The organism is Holdemania sp. Marseille-P2844 (assembly GCF_900120005.1).
GTDB lineage: Bacteria > Bacillota_I > Bacilli_A > Erysipelotrichales > Erysipelotrichaceae > Holdemania.
In genome coordinates this window covers 128,511-144,069 of the sequence record NZ_LT635452.1, presented here as the reverse complement: position 1 = coordinate 144,069, position 15,559 = coordinate 128,511, and the positions used below count along the sequence as shown (strand labels likewise).

Below are 15,559 nucleotides of genomic sequence, written 5' to 3'. Positions count from 1 at the left end.
CTTTTTTGTTATTTTTGACGATTTACCATCGCTTATATTTTTGAATTGATCCATTTTCATTACCAGTCCCATTTTCATTTGAAATTTCAATTAGGCTGAGCTTTAAAAGCATTTTTTCTCTGCATCACGTCCGCCCTCATTTCATAATTCGAATTCCGGGCCAACAGGAAAAACAGACGGGAACTCCCGCCTGTCAGTCGTTTTCGATCAAGCCGGTATACAGCTGATAGTAGACGCCATGCTTTTCCAGCAGACGTTCATGATTGCCCCGTTCGATAATCCGGCCATGATCCATGACCATGATCGCGTGCGAGTTTTTAATCGTACTCAACCGGTGAGCGATGACGAAGGTCGTCCGGCCGCTCATCAGCTTATCCATGCCTTCCTGCACAAGTTTCTCGGTTCGCGAGTCAATCGAAGAGGTCGCTTCATCCAGAATCAGTACCGGTGGATTGGCCAGCGCAGCCCGGGCGATGGAGATCAGCTGCCGCTGTCCCTGCGACAATGAAGAACCATCGCGGGTCAGCCAGGTATCGTAGCCTTTTTCCAGATGCTTGATGAAATAGTGAGCATTCGCCAGTTTAGCTGCCGCCACAACTTCTTCATGCGTCGCCTCCGGCCGGGCATATTTGATATTGTCCTCAATCGTGCCGGTGAACAGATGGGTATCCTGCAGAACAATCCCTAACGACCGCCGCAGATCATCCTTGCGGATCAGCTTAACGTCGATGCCGTCATAGGTGATCGAGCCTTTCTGTACGTCGTAGAATCGATTGATCAGGTTGGTCATCGTCGTTTTGCCCGCGCCGGTCGCGCCGACAAAGGCCAGCTTCTGCCCCGGCTCGGCAAACAGTTCGATGTCATGCAGTACGGTTTTGCCTTCAACATAGCCGAAGCTGACATCGTGGAAGCGAACGTCGCCGGTCAGTTCGACATAATCGACGCTGCCGTCCTCATGGCAATGTTTCCAGGCCCAGTGGCCTGTCGTCATTTCCGCTTCACTCAGCCGTCCCGCCTCATCTTTATTGACATTGACCAGCGTTACGCGGCCGTCATCCACTTCGTGCGGTTCATCCAACAACTTGAAAACCCGCTCCGCGCCGGCCATCGCCATGATGACGGAGTTCAGCTGCTGCGAAATCTGGTTCAGCGGACCGTTGAACGATTTATTCAAAGCCAGGAAGGAGGCCAGGCCGCCCAGTGTCAAACCGCTGATGCCGTTGACTGCCAACACGCCGCCGATAAACGCACACAGAACATAGGAGATGTTGCCCAGATTGCCAACGATCGGCATCAGGATATTGGCATATTTATTTGCTTTGTAGGAAGCTTCGCACAGATCCTCATTGATCTGATTGAATTCCTCGATCGCCTTCTGTTCATGCGTGAACACCTTGACGACCTTCGCGCCTTCCATCATTTCTTCGATATATCCGTTTTCTTTCCCCAGCTGCCGCTGCTGCGCGCCAAAGTAACGACCTGACTTGCGCATGATTTTCTGCAGCGCAAACTGCATGACCACAACCATCATCAGGGTGACCAGCGTCAGCGGCACGCTCATGACGATCATTGAGAAGAAAACCGAAACGATCGTAAACAGCGAGGACAGAAATTGAGGAATGCTCTGGGAGATAACCTGCCGCAGCGTATCAATATCGTTGGTATAGACGCTCATGATATCCCCATGCGCATGCGTATCAAAATATTGGATCGGCAGTTTTTCCATGTGGCTGAACAGATCATTCCGCAAATCATTCATCGTGCCTTGAGAAATAACAACCAAAATTTTCTGATAAGCCAGATTCGAAATCACACCTACCAAATAGATACAAGCCATTGTACTTAACGCCTGAAACAGCGGCGTAAAATCCGGACTGGCGCTTTGCACTAACGGTGTGATGTAGCCGTCGATCAGCGTTTTCATGAAGACTGAAGACGCGACTGAAGCCAGCGATGAAATAATAATACAGATCAGAACGATAGCGTAACGGAATTTATATCGGCTGAGGATGTAGCTCATCAGTCGTCCCAGCACTTTCGTGTTCAGCTTTTCGCCGTTGGTTCCCACGTTTCTAGGCCTGCTCATGTTCATCCTCTCCTTTCTTCTGCGTTTCGTAGACTTCCTGATAAATCGCGTTGCTCGCCAACAGTTCCGCATGCGTGCCCACGCCTTCAATCCGCCCTTCGTTAAGCACGACGATCCGATCGGCGTCTTCAATGGAGGATATCCGCTGTGAAATGATCAGCTTGGTCGTATTCGGAATTTCTTCCCGGAACGCCTTGCGGATCATACTGTCGGTGCGGGTATCGACGGCGCTGGTGCTGTCGTCAAGAATCAGAACTTTCGGTTTTTTCAGCAATGCCCGCGCGATGCACAAGCGCTGCTTCTGACCGCCGGAGACGTTAGTTCCGCCTTGTTCGATATAGGTGTCGTAACCCTTCGGGAATTGCCGGATGAACTCGTCGGCGCAGGCAAGCTTGCAGGCATGGATCATTTCCTCATCCGTGGCCTGTTCGTTGCCCCAGCGCAGATTATCCTTGATCGTCCCGGAAAACAGGACGTTTTTCTGCAATACCATCGCGACGCTGTTGCGCAGCGAATCCAGATCATAATGACGGACATCGACGCCGCCGACGCGGACTGTGCCCTCGCTGGCGTCATATAGTCGTGGAATCAGGCTCATCAGCGTGGATTTACTGGAACCGGTCGGACCGAGAATTCCAATGGTTTCTCCGGCTTTGATCTTCAAATTAATGTCTTCTAAAACATATTTATCCTTTCCGGCATAATAACCGAACGCCACATGATCGAACTCGATCGAGCCGTCGGCCACAGTCATCGCCGGATTTTCCGGATTGACGATGCTCGGCTTTTCCTCCAGAATCTCCGCGATTCGCTGGGCCGAAGCCATCGACATACTCAGCATGACGAAGATCATCGACAGCATCATCAAACTCATCAGGATATTCATCGTGTAGGTAAACAAGCTCATCAGCTCGCCCGTTGTCAGCGCGCTGCCGACGATCATCCGCGCACCCATCCAGCTCAGCGCCAGGATGCAGCAATACATCGTCAGCTGCATGACCGGATTGTTGAACACCAGAATGTTCTCAGCTTTCATGAACATCTTTTTCAGGTTGCCGGCTGCGGTTTTAAATTTATCGGTCTCCGCACTTTCCTTGACATACGCTTTGACAACGCGGATATTCGTGACGTTTTCCTGAACGCTCGCGTTTAAATCGTCATATTTGCGGAACGTTTTGCGGAACATCGGATGGGCCTTCAGCGTGATGAAGCTCAGGATCGCCCCCAGAAAAATCATCGCGTAGAAGAAGACCATCGCCAGCTTGCCGTTGATCATAAACGTCATCGACATCGCCACCACCAGCATCAGCGGCGCGCGCACGCACATCCGCAGAATCATCTGATAGGCGTTTTGGACATTGGTCGCGTCGGTCATCATGCGGGTAACCAGACCAGAGGTCGAATATTTGTCAATATTGGCAAATGAGAATTTCTGGATACTTTCGAACATCGCTTTCCGCAAATTCTTCACAAACCCTGCCGAAGCGTACGCCGCATATTTTCCGCTCAGCATCCCGCAGAACAGAGATAAAAATGCACAGAGCAGCATCAGCGCTCCGTATTTAAACACCGCGGCCATGTCGCCCTGATTGACGCCGGAGTCAATGATGAACGACATCAAAAACGGCAGCATCAGCTCCATGACCACTTCGCCGACCATCAGCGCCGGCGCGAGCAAGGAAGCTTTTTTATATTCTTTTACTTCTTGAAGCAATCGTTGAATCATAACATTCTCCTTCCTCTTTTACGTTATTCCAGATTCTTTTTTAATTGATCCAAAACAGAAAAAAAGTGTTCCTGGTCATCCGGGGAGATCGATTGGGAAAGCAGGGCTTCCATCCGATCAATATTCTCGGTCATCTTCTGATTCAGCTGCAGCGCCTTTTCAGTCAGCACCAGTTTTTTCAGCCGGGCGTCATGCGGGGCGGGAATTCGATGAAGATAACCGTCGCGCTCCAGGACGTTCAGAATTTCGCTGGCGGTCGACCGGCGAATGCGCAATTCCTTTTCCAGATCTCGCTGGAAGACATCCTGCCCCCGACTGGCAATCAAAAAACCGATTGTCCGAGTTTGAACTAACGTCAGTTCACAGCCGTTCTCGTGACGGAATTGTTCCATCTTTTGATGAATCATCTGTTGGACTTCACGAATTTCATAACCAATTCTTCGCTGCATCAGTATCACTCCCTTTTTGTTAGGATACTAACATTTTACTCTGATCTTCCCGCTTGTCAATCTTATTTGTTGTGAATTTTATGTGAAATTTAACGAATAAAATCAGCTTCATTTCTTCCGGGAAAGCGTATAAATTTAATAAAAAAGCGAACGTTTCCACTGGACATGTTCGCTTTAACGAGATTGATAAACTTGAAATTACTGACCTGCGTGGATTATTCCACGCGCAAAAACGGTTATCGTTTTTTCCAGAAACGGACGATCGTCAGCGCAGTCAGGGCGATCACGCCGGCAATGCCCGCGCCAAGCATCAGCGTAAACTCCGGGCGTTTCTTAAGATAAGGATCCACAGAACCGTGGGTCGGCCGCGGTGAATCGAGCGGAACGCGCGGGATCGGGGCAGTCGGACGGGGCGTCGGCTTCGTCGGGGCATACGTTCCCTGATCCAGATACCAGTAATTTTCCAGCCCATCGGCGTCAGCTTTTGACCTTCCCGAATCCAGCCATACATCCCCGCGTCAACCTCAATATAGAACCAGACCTGTCCTGACTCGTCCGTATATTTCTTCGTGATCCGAATGACCGTCTTGGGATCCAAATTCCAGCTGTCGATGTAATTTTCAATGTGTTCCGATCCCGGATATTCCCACAACGTCAGATAGCCGCGCGGTTCGTTTAGAGTGTAGGTTTGCTCGATGGGCTCCAGCGCATCCTGATGTTCCCGCTCGAAATCCTCGGCTGTCTTTGCGATTTCAAATTCCGTCAGATTCATCCACTGCCCCAGACTCAGATCGCGCCGCGGCGTCTGCACGCCCCACAAAACGCCTTCTTTCGTCTGGTAAGTAAAATCAATCCAGATATCTGTGCCGTTGGGAATTTCTCCGACGATTTCATTGGAAATCGGGCTGGAATAAACATAGACAACCCCCGCATCCCCAGCCGCCGTGTAAAGCTGTCCGACATACTCGCATTCCTCGTCGTGTTCCTTGAAGAAATCATCCTCCGGACAGACGATCAGATCCGCATGCAGGGTCGCCGCACTGCCTGCGAGCAGCATCATCGCCGCGGCTATTTTCAAAAACTTCTTCATCGTTGTCCCTCCCTGTATTTTTCCATGCACTTCTGTGCTTTTGATTTTCTTCATTTATTTTCACGCCCCTTGCCTCAACGATCATCGTTCGATCTTGTGTCTTGTCCCTCGCCAAGGCTGGCTAGCGTTTCGGTTTTCTCCAGAAAACAGCGATCAAACCGCCGGTCACCACAACGACAGCGAGCACCAGACCGCCGATCAAGCCATCCGGCGATGAAGAGATCGCGATGTATTGGCGGACTGAGCCGCGTCTTGCCGGTCTGTCTGTCCTGTCCGGCTGCGGCGTGAGGACAGCCGGCTGCGGCGTCACAAAAGGAGCAACCTGAAGCGTGCCGTCTTCATCTGCCTGAATATGACCGCGCAGGTAGTTCAAAAGCGGCGCCTGTTCCACCACGGGCTGATCGCGCTGAAACCATCCCTGATGTCTAAAATAATTAAGGGTATACAGCCACACCTCTTCCGTCTCTGTTTTAAACAGCCCGCACACCGGCACCGGGCTTTCCAGAAGACTTTCAGCGTCGGTATATTCGTACACACTGTCCGCTCCGGGATACTCATAAAAGCATAAATAACCGGAAAAAGAATCCGGCGCAAATACGTCGTCGATCAGTTCTATTTCTTCCTGATGTTCCTTGAAAAAAATCGCATCATTCATTTCTGTCTGAAGATCCGCCAGATTCAGCCAGACTGAAGAACCGGCCAGATCGCCTTCCAGCGCCTGAACACCCCAGACATCGCCAATTTCTGAAACATACGTAAAGTCGATCCAGATTTCTTCTCCCAACGGCACCTGTCCGAGGACTTCCGCAGATTGCGGAGCGGCGTAAAGCGGAGCACCTTTGACGGCAATTACCCGATAATATTGCCCCACATAAGTGCATTCTTCGGCATGTTCTTTATAAAAAGGATCTTGCGGTTCCGCGATCACATCCGCGCTTACCGGTGTCAACAATCCCGCCACCAGAATCAGAATGCTGAAAATTTTCATCATGACCCAATCTGATTTTCTTTCCATGATTTTTCCCCCTTTCTGCAATATCCGCTATATCAATAAAACGACTTCGATGTTTCCGGTTCTGCAATATCCGTTGTATCAATAAATGATGAAGATGATTTCGCAAGGAAAGTCCGCTTTTTCAGCCTGACTTTCACAGACATTAATTGATCAGCCGTGCTGCAGCAGCCAGCCGACGCCATAGGAGAAAACGTTAGCCGCCAGCGAGAACAGCCAGGGATGACGGATCGTCAGCGCATAGCTTCGGTAATACAGTGCTTCCACCACGACTGCCAGACTTTCCAGCATCGTAATCAGAAGCCACGAAGGCAGGGAGTACCGGAAGGTCAGCGCCAGGTAAACAACCGCCGGATTGGTCATCAGATTGACCAACATGATCAGAATCAGATCTTTCCAGCGCCGGATCCCCAGCAGAAACGCAAAGCTCAGCTCCAGCAGCCACGTCATCATCAGCGACAGAATCAGCGATCTAAACATCGTCCTGCCCCCTTTTAAAGGCCATTCCCAAACCCAGCCAGGACAGCGCGATCAAAATCAGCGTCTGCGCTTTCGTCACCGTCGTTATGCCCAGGATCACCGGCACAAACCCAAGAAACAGCGCAAACGTTAAAAGTCCGAACACAAATCCGGCATGTTCCGGAAACTGTCGATGCATCTGCTTCAGACACAGCGGCATCGTCATATTGAATAAAAATACGCCGCTCAGTCCGGCAACGATCCAGTTGGCTTTTAAAAAGCAAAGAAAGCTCAGGCCCAGCGAAAACAGCGCCGTTTTCTTCAGTCCCCAGTAATCGGCAGCGATCCCGCCCGCCGCTTTGCCCCCCGCGACAGCCAATGTCAGCGGAATCAACGCCTGAGCTTTCCAGGACAGCGGCCAGGTGAAACCGGCAAAGGACCGCAGAGCGGCGACAAGAAACAAACAGATCACCCCCGTTAAAGAAAAGGAACATTTCTTTTCCCTCCGGTGCTCCTGCGGCTGCCACCGCAGCCGGTAAACAACAAACGCCAGCCCAATCAGAACAACGCTCAGCGGCAGGATCGAAATCCTATTCATCTTGGCGGCCCATGTTCCCAGCGTAATGCCCAGCGCTCCCGGCGCGACAAAGATCCCCAGTGCCGCGCTGCCGGATTCCGCCTCCATCAACGGTTTTCCAATCCCCAGATGATACGCCGCGTTGCCAAGTCCCAAAATCAGTCCCAGCGCCGCTAACGGCAGCGGCAAGGCTCCCGCGGCGCACAAAAGAGCACCCCCGGCCGCCCAGGGAAGCGCCGGCCAGCGGTCCGCCAGAATTCCCAATGGCATCTGCAGCGCAAACGCGCAGAAATTATAAAGGATCAACAGCTCCGTCCAGTATATCGTTTCTCCATTATGCCGCAGCAGAAACGCCGCGCAGGCAAAATCGACCAGGAAGTGACCGATCGCCCCCGCTGCCAAGACCTTCCCATTCTTCATCAACATTAACCCCTTTTCTTCATTATACAGGAAAAACCGACGTGCACAGCGTAAAAACTGACAAATTCATCAATCGGTTTGACATCCGCCTTTGCCCGCCTAACCCACCCCGGTTTCAACGCATAGCATACAGGGAAAGGAGGAATGCAAAATGGCATACACCTTACAGTTGGGAAGTAATGGAATCGACGTCAAGAAAATGCAGTATTATATCAACCAGATCCTGGCCGCGCCGAATCTGACGCCGATGGAGGAGGACGGCATTTACGGTCAGAAGACCGAATTTGCGGTCGCTGTTTTCCAGTATGTTTATCACCTGAATGTCGACGGCATTCTTGGACAGACGACCTGGGATAAGATTATCCAGGAATTCAAAAACCTGCCGAGTCCGGCGGTGGAGCGCAACAAATCAACGCGCACGCTGCGTGTCGGCAACGTCGGTCTGGGTGTCCAGAAATTCCAGCAATATCTGAATGAGCTGATCGCTCCCAATCCACGCCTGGTCGTCGACGGCAACTTCGGTCAGAACACCAAGCGTGCTGTGGAAACCTTCCAGGCTCTCAATGGCTTAACGGTCGACGGAGTCATTGGCAACAACACCTGGGATCGCGTCATCAACCGCCTGCAGTAAACAAAACAACTTTACAGGAGGGAAAAGGTCTGGAATCCAGACCTTTTTCATTCAGATTCAGGCTTGACGGCAGATTGGGAATGGATTATCATATTTATAGTTCTATATAGAACATATAGTTGAAATCCTCGAGGTGGTCCCCATCGAAACACTAGGCGGTTTTTACATCACGCAGATTAAACAGCTTCAAGATCGAATCTTTGAACGCTTTTTAAGCGAGCAAGGATTGAAGATCAGCGGCGGTCAGGGCCGGATTTTATTCGTCCTGTGGAAGCAATCCCCCTGTACGATCAGCGAAATCAGCAAGCGGACATCCCTGGCTAAAAATACGGTGTCGATCATGATTGATACGATGGTCGCGCATGGCATCGTGCGGCGGGAAAGCAATCCGGACAATCGCCGGCAGACGTTGATCACGCTGACCGATTACGCCGTTTCACTCCAGCAGAAATACGACGCTGTTTCCCAACGGATGAACGTCCTTTTTTACACCGGGTTCAGCGAAGCGGAAAAGGATCAGTTTGAAGCCTATCTGCGGCGAATCTTGACAACACTGCGTCAGGCCGAACAAAATCAGGAAAGAAATGAGGGTTAAGAGCATGATGAATCAAGATGAAATCATCCGTTTTATTCGCACACAGAAAGTTGCCGTGGTCGCCGGCGTTGACGAGGATGGATTTCCAAGTCAGAAAGCAATGTTCGCCCCGCGGCGGATTGACGGCCGCACCGCATTCTATTTCTCTACCAACACCTCCTCGCAAAAGGTTCAGATCTTTCGGACTCAGCCAAAAGCCAGCGTTTACTTTTACAAGCAGGGAAAGCAGAAATTCGTCGGAATTCAGTTAAAAGGAACGATGGAAGTTCTGACAGATCATGAAGCCAAAGCGTCGATCTGGCAGCCGACGGACACGATGTATTATCCATTGGGAGTCGACGATCCGGATTACTGCGTCTTAAAATTCACCGCAGCCTGTGGACGCTTTTACAGTGAAGGAAAGACGGAAGATTTTAAACTGAGCGACAGCGATCAATCATCGGCGAGCTCCGATCAAGAATGATCCTGGTTTCATATTTCGATTGATTTCCAGGAGCTATCTTGCCGCTGAAACGCAACTTTCTCTGTCTGACGGTAGAAGACTTGATCCTGAATCAAAAAAATGCGCTGAGTTCCCACAGGCAAAGTGAGAATCCAGCGCATTTTTATTTCTTCGCTTGATTTCAGTTACATCAACGGTGCAAAAAACTTGATCACATTGACGATCCAACGCTTGATCAACGGTTGGAACTTGCGGCAGTCTTCTATTGTAATCAGCTGAGAGACGACCTGAGTTTTCAGGAAATCATCATGCAGCTGATTGACCGCCGGCGTTCTCACATCCAGGCCGCACATCCATTTTTTTTAAATCTAACAAGAGTTGGAAGAAAAACTACTGAGTGTGCGGATTTAACACTTATTTTCAATATTCAAAGAGATTGTCGTTTCTCATCGGCTGTCTCTCAGAATATCCGCAAGGTTTTTCATGGTTTATTCTTCCTTAAAAGAATTTCATCAGGTGTTTCCTCTTTCCCACAGTGTACCTGTCAGCCTCTTCTATGTAACAAGAAACAGAATAGTTCATCATCACTTCTTCCATTTTACCTGCCTTTTGAAATTGTCTTAATTCACCAACACCGCTGAAAAATACGCAGCTATCGTATTTTTCGCAGTTCCTTCGCTTCTTTTCCCGTCATCGCTTCAATCTGAATTTCTACCATCGTTACGACGTTAAATAATTTATCAATTTCCGCCTTGCGTCCTTTTGGATATTCGGGGGAAAATCGTTCAGCCAGTTTTTCCAGAGCAATCCGCTTCCCTTCAGCTTCAGTCAAAATTCGAGCCTTTCCAAAGACGATCACACTGCGGAAATACGTCGTATATTTATCCGGAACAACCTGATCCTGATCGACGACGCAGAACGACACCCGGGGATTGCGGGCAATCGCTTCCAGTTTATGCCCTTCTCCGGCACAATGAAAATAAAGACGGGAATTCCAATAAACATAGCTGAGCGGTACGGCATACGGATAATCCCCGTCCTCGCCGGCTGTCGCCAGCACCCCTGAGGTCCCATTCTGCAATATGGCAATACATTCTTCTTCAGTTAAAGCCTGATTTTTTCTGCGCATTGTTGTTTTCATCGTTTTACTCTCCTCTTTCGATCTGACATTGGAAACGACTGTCTTTCCCTTGATAACAGAACAACCGTATCTTTATGCTTCGGGTTAGAAGGCGACGGCATTCATCAAGTGATTTGCCAGCGGTTATTTCGCCTTGTTCACCTCGCTCAATCTTATGACAAAAAGAAGCTCTTTTTGCGAGCTTCCTTCTGACGATTTATTTTTTAGTGCCGACGCCGAGCTTTTCGTTAATTTCCGCAAGATCAGCTTCCAGTTCCTGAATAAAGTCTTCCTTATCTTTAATATCTTCAGCCATTTCATCCGCCGCCGTCTGACTCAACAGGGTCGGCAGTTCGTTTTTCATCCATTTCAGCTGACGTTGCTGGGACTGGATCAATTCCATTTTCCGGTTGCGAACCTCCTGCATCCGTTTGATCCAATCGTTGTGCTTCTGTTCGTTAAACTGCTTCAAGCCGGAGAAATAATCATCTGCCGCAGAACGGAATTCTTTCCACAATGCGTCTTCTTTCTCCTTGCCGCAGGATCCAGCTTCTTTCCACAGCACGTTCAGCCGTTTCATCTTTTCGGTATTCTCACGGTTATATTCTTTCTGTGCGACGATCGTGATCGCCTGATCGATCAGTTCTTTTTTCTTCTCAGCCACCTGCTGCTGACGCTCATGAATCTGCGCGTAGGCTGCGCTGCGGCGATCATAGAATTTTTGACGTGCCTCATTGAACTCGTTCCACAGCTGATCGTCGACGTCTTTGCCCGCAAAGCCGGCATTTTTCCATTCATCCATCAGCTTTCTGAGCTGATCGCCAGTCTTCTGCCACTCTTCCGAATCCGCCAGCGCTTCCGCCTTTTTGATCAATTCTTTTTTTACCTGCTGCGCATTCACGGATTTCGCCTTTCGCTCTTCCCAATTCTGACGCTTGCGGTCAAAGAACGCATTGCGCGCTTCGTTGAACGACTCCCACAGCTGATCGTCAGTTTCTTTCCCAGCCGAACCCAAAGCTTTCCACTGCCGCATCAGTTCGTTCATTTCCTCTGTCGCCTGATTCCAGTTTTCCGACTTTGACAATTCCTGAGCGCGTTCAATCAACTCCTGTTTCGCCTTCTGAATACTCTGGAATCCTTCGTTGCGCTTGGCATAGAAAGCGTCGATCATCTTTTCGAATTCATCCGCCAGTTCATCTTCATAAGCTGATTCCCAATACGAAATCCGCTTCCATCTTTTCTTTAAATTCATAACTGCCGAAGCGATTTCATTCCAGTTCTTTGAAAGATCGAGCTGCTTCGCTTCTTCAATAAGTGCTTTTCGGTCTTTGATATCTTCATCAAAATCCCGTACTTCATTCATGTCGTCCATTGCCATCGTTGTTCACCCTCCATTACAAGCTCTATGACTTCAAATTGCGTTCATAGGTTTATTATACCATTAAACAGGACAAAAATGATATTGGTTCTGCCCGGAAGTTCATTCAATTTCGTATTATTTTTCCAGTATGAACTCAGACCTCATTCCGGGTTTGATAAACCAAAATTCATCGACGTTTCATCCAAGCCATTCAAGCGCTGCCGCAAAGTTCTGATCCTGACGTCAATGTTTCTTCATAAACAGAAATACCACATCAACCCGCGTGTTCCAGCCTTCCATTTCCTTACTCGCAAAAGTTTAGCCGCTGTAAAGTTGGATTCTTAACGAATCATGATCCAATATCCTTTTGTGCATGAAAATCAGTTCTGATTTGCCATCGTTCGAGCGTTTCTTCGCTCCCTGTCAATTTCCGCAAAAATAGCGCCTGACAGCCCCGCTTCGATAATAATAAAATTTCTGCTGACCACGATCTTTGATCCATATATTCATTGGCAGCTGTGCTTCAATCCGCCCCCCATAAATCATGGCAGAATTTTTTTGATCCAGCCTTATTCCGGCTGCAGATGTTTCCGCAAATACTTGCCCGTTATACTTTCCTGATTGGCCGCCACTGCTTCCGGGGTTCCAACGGCCACGATCTGTCCTCCGTCCTCGCCGCCGCCCGGTCCCATGTCGATCAGATAATCGGCGTTGGCAATCACGTCGAGATCGTGCTCAATCACGATTACCGTCGCCCCTTTCTCCACTAATCGGTCAAGGATCACAAGCAGGGTGCGGACGTCCAGTGGATGCAGGCCGATCGTCGGTTCATCGAAGACGAAGACCGTGTTTTCCTGCTGCCGCCCCATTTCTGACGCGAGCTTCAGCCGTTGTGCCTCACCGCCGGACAAGCTCGGCGTCGCTTCGCCCAAAGTCAGATAGCCCAGTCCCAGCTCCTGCAATGTCTGAAGCCGCTGGCTGACTGTTTTTAAATCGGAACAGGCATTCAGCGCATGTTTGACATCCATCGCCATCAATTCCGGCAGCGCATACCCGTGTTCCATTTTATTCTGCCGGCGAATGGAGTCCGCCGTCTTGGCATACCGCGAGCCCCTGCAATCCGGACAGGGAATTTCCACATCCGGCAAAAATTGCACGTCGAGGCTGATCGTGCCTGTTCCATCACAGGTGGGACAGCGAAGCTTGCCGGTGTTGTAAGAAAAATCCCCGGCTGAATAATGCAGCGTTTTCGCCTGTGGGGTCCGCGCATATACCTTTCGTAATTCATCATGAACATTGGCATAAGTGGCGACCGTTGAGCGGACGTTAATGCCGATCGGCGTTGCATCGATCAATTTGACCTGACTGATATCCCCTGCCTCCAGTGAGCGCACATGGTTCGGCAGCGGCTTCCCGCCGATCAGGGCTTCCAGGCCTGGAATTAGACTTTCCAAAATGAATGTCGTCTTGCCGGACCCCGAAACCCCGGTTACCACGGTCAGCCGGCCTTTTGGGATATCGGCTTCCAACGGCTTAACGGTATGCAGCGCAGCGGTCGACAGATGGATTTTTCCCAGCTTGAACAGATCTTCGGAAATTGTCCGCCGACATACGTCAACAACGGCGGTTCCCGCCAAAAATGGTCCGATCTGCGATTGAGCGTTTTCTTTAATTTCATTCAGCGGTCCTTCGGCGATCACCTGTCCTCCCTCGGCCCCGGCTCCCGGCCCCATTTCCACAATCCAGTCCGCTTCCCTCAGGATCTGCGTATCATGATCGACCAGAACGACTGAATTTCCATCCTTAATTAAATCATGCATCACCCCGGTTAGTCCCACGATATTGGAAGGATGCAGCCCGATTGAGGGTTCATCCAGAACATACAGCACGCCGGTTGTGCGGTTGCGCACAGCGCGGGCCAGCTGCATCCGCTGACGTTCGCCAGTTGATAACGTTGACGCCGCCCGGTCCAATGTCAGATAGCCCAGTCCCAAATCCATCAGCCGTTTCGCTGCAGTCTGAAAGGATTCGCAGATCGCAAAGGCCATTGGCCGCATCTCTATTGGCAGGGATTCCGGAACCTCCTTAACCCAGAGTGTTAACTGAGATAAGGTCATCCGGCAGGCTTCATCCAGCGAAATACCGCGCAGCTTCGGCGCCCGGGCCGCCACGGAAAGCCGCGAACCTCCGCATTCCGGACAGCTGTCCTGCTTCAGAAATTTTTCAACGCGCTTCATGCCTTTTTCATCTTTCACTTTGGCAAGCGCGTTCTCCACGGTATAAACAGCGTTAAAATACGTAAAATCAATCTCGCAGGCCTGATTGGTGTTCTTGGCTTTATAAAATATATGTTTCTTTTCAGCCGGACCGTAGAAAACGATCTCACGTTCCTTGGCCGTCAATTCCGAGAATGGAACGTCAGTCCGGACGCCCATTGCCCGGCAGACATCCGTCATCAGCGACCACATCAGGGTATTCCAGGGAACGACCGCGCCTTCATCAATCGTCAGCGATTCGTTGGGAACCAGCGTTGACAAATCTACAGTCCTGACGATTCCGGTACCGCCGCACTTCCGGCAGGCTCCCTGACTGTTAAAGGCCAGCTCCTCTGCGGATGGAGCAAAGAAATGTTCCCCGCACACCGGACAGATCAATTCCTGTCCCGCGGCAACGGCTAACGATGGCGGACAAACGTGTCCGTTGGGACAGCGATGATGGGCAAGCCGGGAAAACATCAGACGCAGGCTGTTTAAAAGTTCAGTTCCCGTGCCGAAGGTACTGCGGATTCCCGGAACCGCAGGCCTTTGATGCAATGCCAGCGCGGCAGGAACATAGAGTACTTCATCAACCTGCGCCTTGGCAGCCTGTGTCATCCGTCTGCGTGTATACGTTGAAAGAGCGTCAAGATAGCGGCGTGAACCTTCCGCATATAAGACACCCAGGGCTAATGAAGATTTGCCGGAACCTGATACGCCCGCGATCCCGACAATTTGATTCAGCGGAATATCGACATTGATATTCTTTAAATTATGGACACGCGCTCCACGCACCTGGATCGCATTGGGTACTGAATCAGGTTCCATGCGTAACGCTTGCTGCATTCTGGCTTTCCTCTGTTCCATTGATCTACCTCCTGTTCGATTCCAGGCATGAACCAGTTCATTTCTAATGCTCATTTTATCCGAAATTCTCAGGCATTAAATTGAGCTTCCCAGGATATTTCGCGAAGGTTTCTGTCCAGGCTTGCGGATAATGATTGAAGTTTAACACGGTAATTACATAGATCATGAGTAAGTGTCAAATACACAGCCGCAGAATGCGATGCTGCTTTCGATCTGGAATCCGCTGTCCCAAGCGAGTTCCATCCATGGATCTGAACTCGGTTTTCACTGACTCCGCTTCCACTTAAACAAAAATGAAGTGATGCGGTTCTTCTTTACGTTTATTTTGCTTATAGATGTGATTGTAGAAAGTTTTTAATTTGATCCCTTTATGATTACAGAACTGGCTGGAACTTAAGTCGCTGGCTCGATAGTTCTCTATGATCTGTTGCCATTCTTCCCCTTTCCTTCTCTTCATTGTCTCCTGCTTC

15 protein-coding genes are annotated in these 15,559 nt (G+C 50.0%); 4 read left to right on the top strand and 11 right to left on the bottom strand.

Translation table 11 applies throughout. The features are described 5' to 3' along the window. Positions 1-193: 193 nt before the first annotated feature. The 3 genes from BQ7364_RS10550 to BQ7364_RS10540 are packed head-to-tail and all read right to left on the bottom strand — an operon-like array spanning position 194 to position 4,261. The gene (locus BQ7364_RS10550; protein WP_139248620.1) at positions 194-2,092 is read right to left on the bottom strand and encodes an ABC transporter ATP-binding protein; all 1,899 of its coding nucleotides are present in this window, start codon (positions 2,090-2,092) and stop codon (positions 194-196) included. Continuing rightward, complete coding sequence (locus BQ7364_RS10545) at positions 2,073-3,812, bottom strand: ABC transporter ATP-binding protein (RefSeq protein WP_072684691.1); 1,740 nt, start codon at positions 3,810-3,812, stop codon at positions 2,073-2,075. Before BQ7364_RS10545 ends, BQ7364_RS10550 begins: the two co-directional genes overlap by 20 nt. Positions 3,813-3,835: 23 nt before the next feature. Then, a complete protein-coding gene (locus BQ7364_RS10540) occupies positions 3,836-4,261 on the bottom strand; it encodes a MarR family winged helix-turn-helix transcriptional regulator (RefSeq protein WP_072684690.1) in 426 nt (141 codons plus the stop codon). Positions 4,262-4,453: 192 nt separating this feature from the next. Between BQ7364_RS10540 and BQ7364_RS18390 the strand changes: the two genes are divergently transcribed. Next, positions 4,454-4,603: a hypothetical protein gene (locus tag BQ7364_RS18390; protein WP_234973178.1), complete on the top strand. Its 150-nt coding sequence runs from the start codon at positions 4,454-4,456 to the stop codon at positions 4,601-4,603. Here BQ7364_RS18390 and BQ7364_RS10535 read toward each other — a convergent pair. From BQ7364_RS10535 to BQ7364_RS10520, 4 genes are all read right to left on the bottom strand, one after another. Continuing rightward, positions 4,572-5,351 carry a hypothetical protein gene (locus BQ7364_RS10535; RefSeq protein ID WP_072684689.1) on the bottom strand — a complete coding sequence of 260 codons (780 nt, stop codon included), beginning with the start codon at positions 5,349-5,351 and terminating at the stop codon, positions 4,572-4,574. The genes BQ7364_RS18390 and BQ7364_RS10535 overlap by 32 nt on opposite strands. A 121-nt stretch (positions 5,352-5,472) precedes the next feature. Further along, positions 5,473-6,366 carry a hypothetical protein gene (locus BQ7364_RS10530; RefSeq protein ID WP_072684688.1) on the bottom strand — a complete coding sequence of 298 codons (894 nt, stop codon included), beginning with the start codon at positions 6,364-6,366 and terminating at the stop codon, positions 5,473-5,475. 150 nt (positions 6,367-6,516) lie between these two features. Further along, a complete protein-coding gene (locus BQ7364_RS10525; RefSeq protein WP_072684687.1) occupies positions 6,517-6,843 on the bottom strand; it encodes a hypothetical protein in 327 nt (108 codons plus the stop codon). Continuing rightward, positions 6,836-7,819, bottom strand: coding sequence for a hypothetical protein (locus BQ7364_RS10520; protein ID WP_139248619.1), 984 nt, complete (start codon positions 7,817-7,819; stop codon positions 6,836-6,838). Before BQ7364_RS10520 ends, BQ7364_RS10525 begins: the two co-directional genes overlap by 8 nt. A 151-nt stretch (positions 7,820-7,970) precedes the next feature. Here BQ7364_RS10520 and BQ7364_RS10515 point away from each other — a divergent pair, with 151 nt between their 5' ends. From BQ7364_RS10515 to BQ7364_RS10505, 3 genes are all read left to right on the top strand, one after another. Beyond that, on the top strand, positions 7,971-8,450 hold the full coding sequence (locus tag BQ7364_RS10515) for a peptidoglycan-binding domain-containing protein (RefSeq protein WP_072684685.1): 480 nt from the start codon (positions 7,971-7,973) through the stop codon (positions 8,448-8,450). A 133-nt stretch (positions 8,451-8,583) separates the two neighbouring features. Next, complete coding sequence (locus BQ7364_RS10510; RefSeq protein WP_159432797.1) at positions 8,584-9,045, top strand: MarR family winged helix-turn-helix transcriptional regulator; 462 nt, start codon at positions 8,584-8,586, stop codon at positions 9,043-9,045. Between the two features lie 4 nt (positions 9,046-9,049). Then, positions 9,050-9,508 carry a pyridoxamine 5'-phosphate oxidase family protein gene (locus BQ7364_RS10505; protein ID WP_072684684.1) on the top strand — a complete coding sequence of 153 codons (459 nt, stop codon included), beginning with the start codon at positions 9,050-9,052 and terminating at the stop codon, positions 9,506-9,508. Positions 9,509-9,672: 164 nt separating this feature from the next. Here BQ7364_RS10505 and BQ7364_RS18025 read toward each other — a convergent pair whose 3' ends face one another. The 4 genes from BQ7364_RS18025 to BQ7364_RS10490 form a co-directional block, all read right to left on the bottom strand. Continuing rightward, a complete protein-coding gene (locus BQ7364_RS18025) occupies positions 9,673-9,840 on the bottom strand; it encodes a phospholipase D-like domain-containing protein (RefSeq protein ID WP_159432796.1) in 168 nt (55 codons plus the stop codon). Positions 9,841-10,139: 299 nt separating this feature from the next. Further along, a complete protein-coding gene (locus tag BQ7364_RS10500; RefSeq protein WP_072684683.1) occupies positions 10,140-10,628 on the bottom strand; it encodes a pyridoxamine 5'-phosphate oxidase family protein in 489 nt (162 codons plus the stop codon). Between the two features lie 196 nt (positions 10,629-10,824). After that, positions 10,825-11,985 (bottom strand): DUF349 domain-containing protein, encoded by a 1,161-nt coding sequence (locus tag BQ7364_RS10495; protein WP_072684682.1) that lies wholly within the window; start codon positions 11,983-11,985, stop codon positions 10,825-10,827. Between the two features lie 551 nt (positions 11,986-12,536). After that, positions 12,537-15,089 (bottom strand): excinuclease ABC subunit UvrA, encoded by a 2,553-nt coding sequence (locus BQ7364_RS10490; protein ID WP_200798796.1) that lies wholly within the window; start codon positions 15,087-15,089, stop codon positions 12,537-12,539. Positions 15,090-15,559 lie beyond the last annotated feature (470 nt).

What these genes read in the sequence shown, in the direction of transcription:
- BQ7364_RS10525 (WP_072684687.1), bottom strand. Translation starts at nt 6,843, where the DNA reads ATGTTTAGATCGCTGATTCTGTCGCTGATGATGACGTGGCTGCTGGAG.
- BQ7364_RS10535 (WP_072684689.1), bottom strand. Translation starts at nt 5,351, where the DNA reads ATGAAGAAGTTTTTGAAAATAGCCGCGGCGATGATGCTGCTCGCAGGC.
- BQ7364_RS10550 (WP_139248620.1), bottom strand. Translation starts at nt 2,092, where the DNA reads ATGAACATGAGCAGGCCTAGAAACGTGGGAACCAACGGCGAAAAGCTG.
- BQ7364_RS10505 (WP_072684684.1), top strand. Translation starts at nt 9,050, where the DNA reads ATGATGAATCAAGATGAAATCATCCGTTTTATTCGCACACAGAAAGTT.
- BQ7364_RS18025 (WP_159432796.1), bottom strand. Translation starts at nt 9,840, where the DNA reads ATGTGCGGCCTGGATGTGAGAACGCCGGCGGTCAATCAGCTGCATGAT.
- BQ7364_RS10520 (WP_139248619.1), bottom strand. Translation starts at nt 7,819, where the DNA reads ATGAAGAATGGGAAGGTCTTGGCAGCGGGGGCGATCGGTCACTTCCTG.
- BQ7364_RS10500 (WP_072684683.1), bottom strand. Translation starts at nt 10,628, where the DNA reads ATGAAAACAACAATGCGCAGAAAAAATCAGGCTTTAACTGAAGAAGAA.
- BQ7364_RS10515 (WP_072684685.1), top strand. Translation starts at nt 7,971, where the DNA reads ATGGCATACACCTTACAGTTGGGAAGTAATGGAATCGACGTCAAGAAA.
- BQ7364_RS10540 (WP_072684690.1), bottom strand. Translation starts at nt 4,261, where the DNA reads ATGCAGCGAAGAATTGGTTATGAAATTCGTGAAGTCCAACAGATGATT.
- BQ7364_RS10495 (WP_072684682.1), bottom strand. Translation starts at nt 11,985, where the DNA reads ATGGCAATGGACGACATGAATGAAGTACGGGATTTTGATGAAGATATC.
- BQ7364_RS10545 (WP_072684691.1), bottom strand. Translation starts at nt 3,812, where the DNA reads ATGATTCAACGATTGCTTCAAGAAGTAAAAGAATATAAAAAAGCTTCC.
- BQ7364_RS10530 (WP_072684688.1), bottom strand. Translation starts at nt 6,366, where the DNA reads ATGGAAAGAAAATCAGATTGGGTCATGATGAAAATTTTCAGCATTCTG.
- BQ7364_RS10490 (WP_200798796.1), bottom strand. Translation starts at nt 15,089, where the DNA reads ATGGAACAGAGGAAAGCCAGAATGCAGCAAGCGTTACGCATGGAACCT.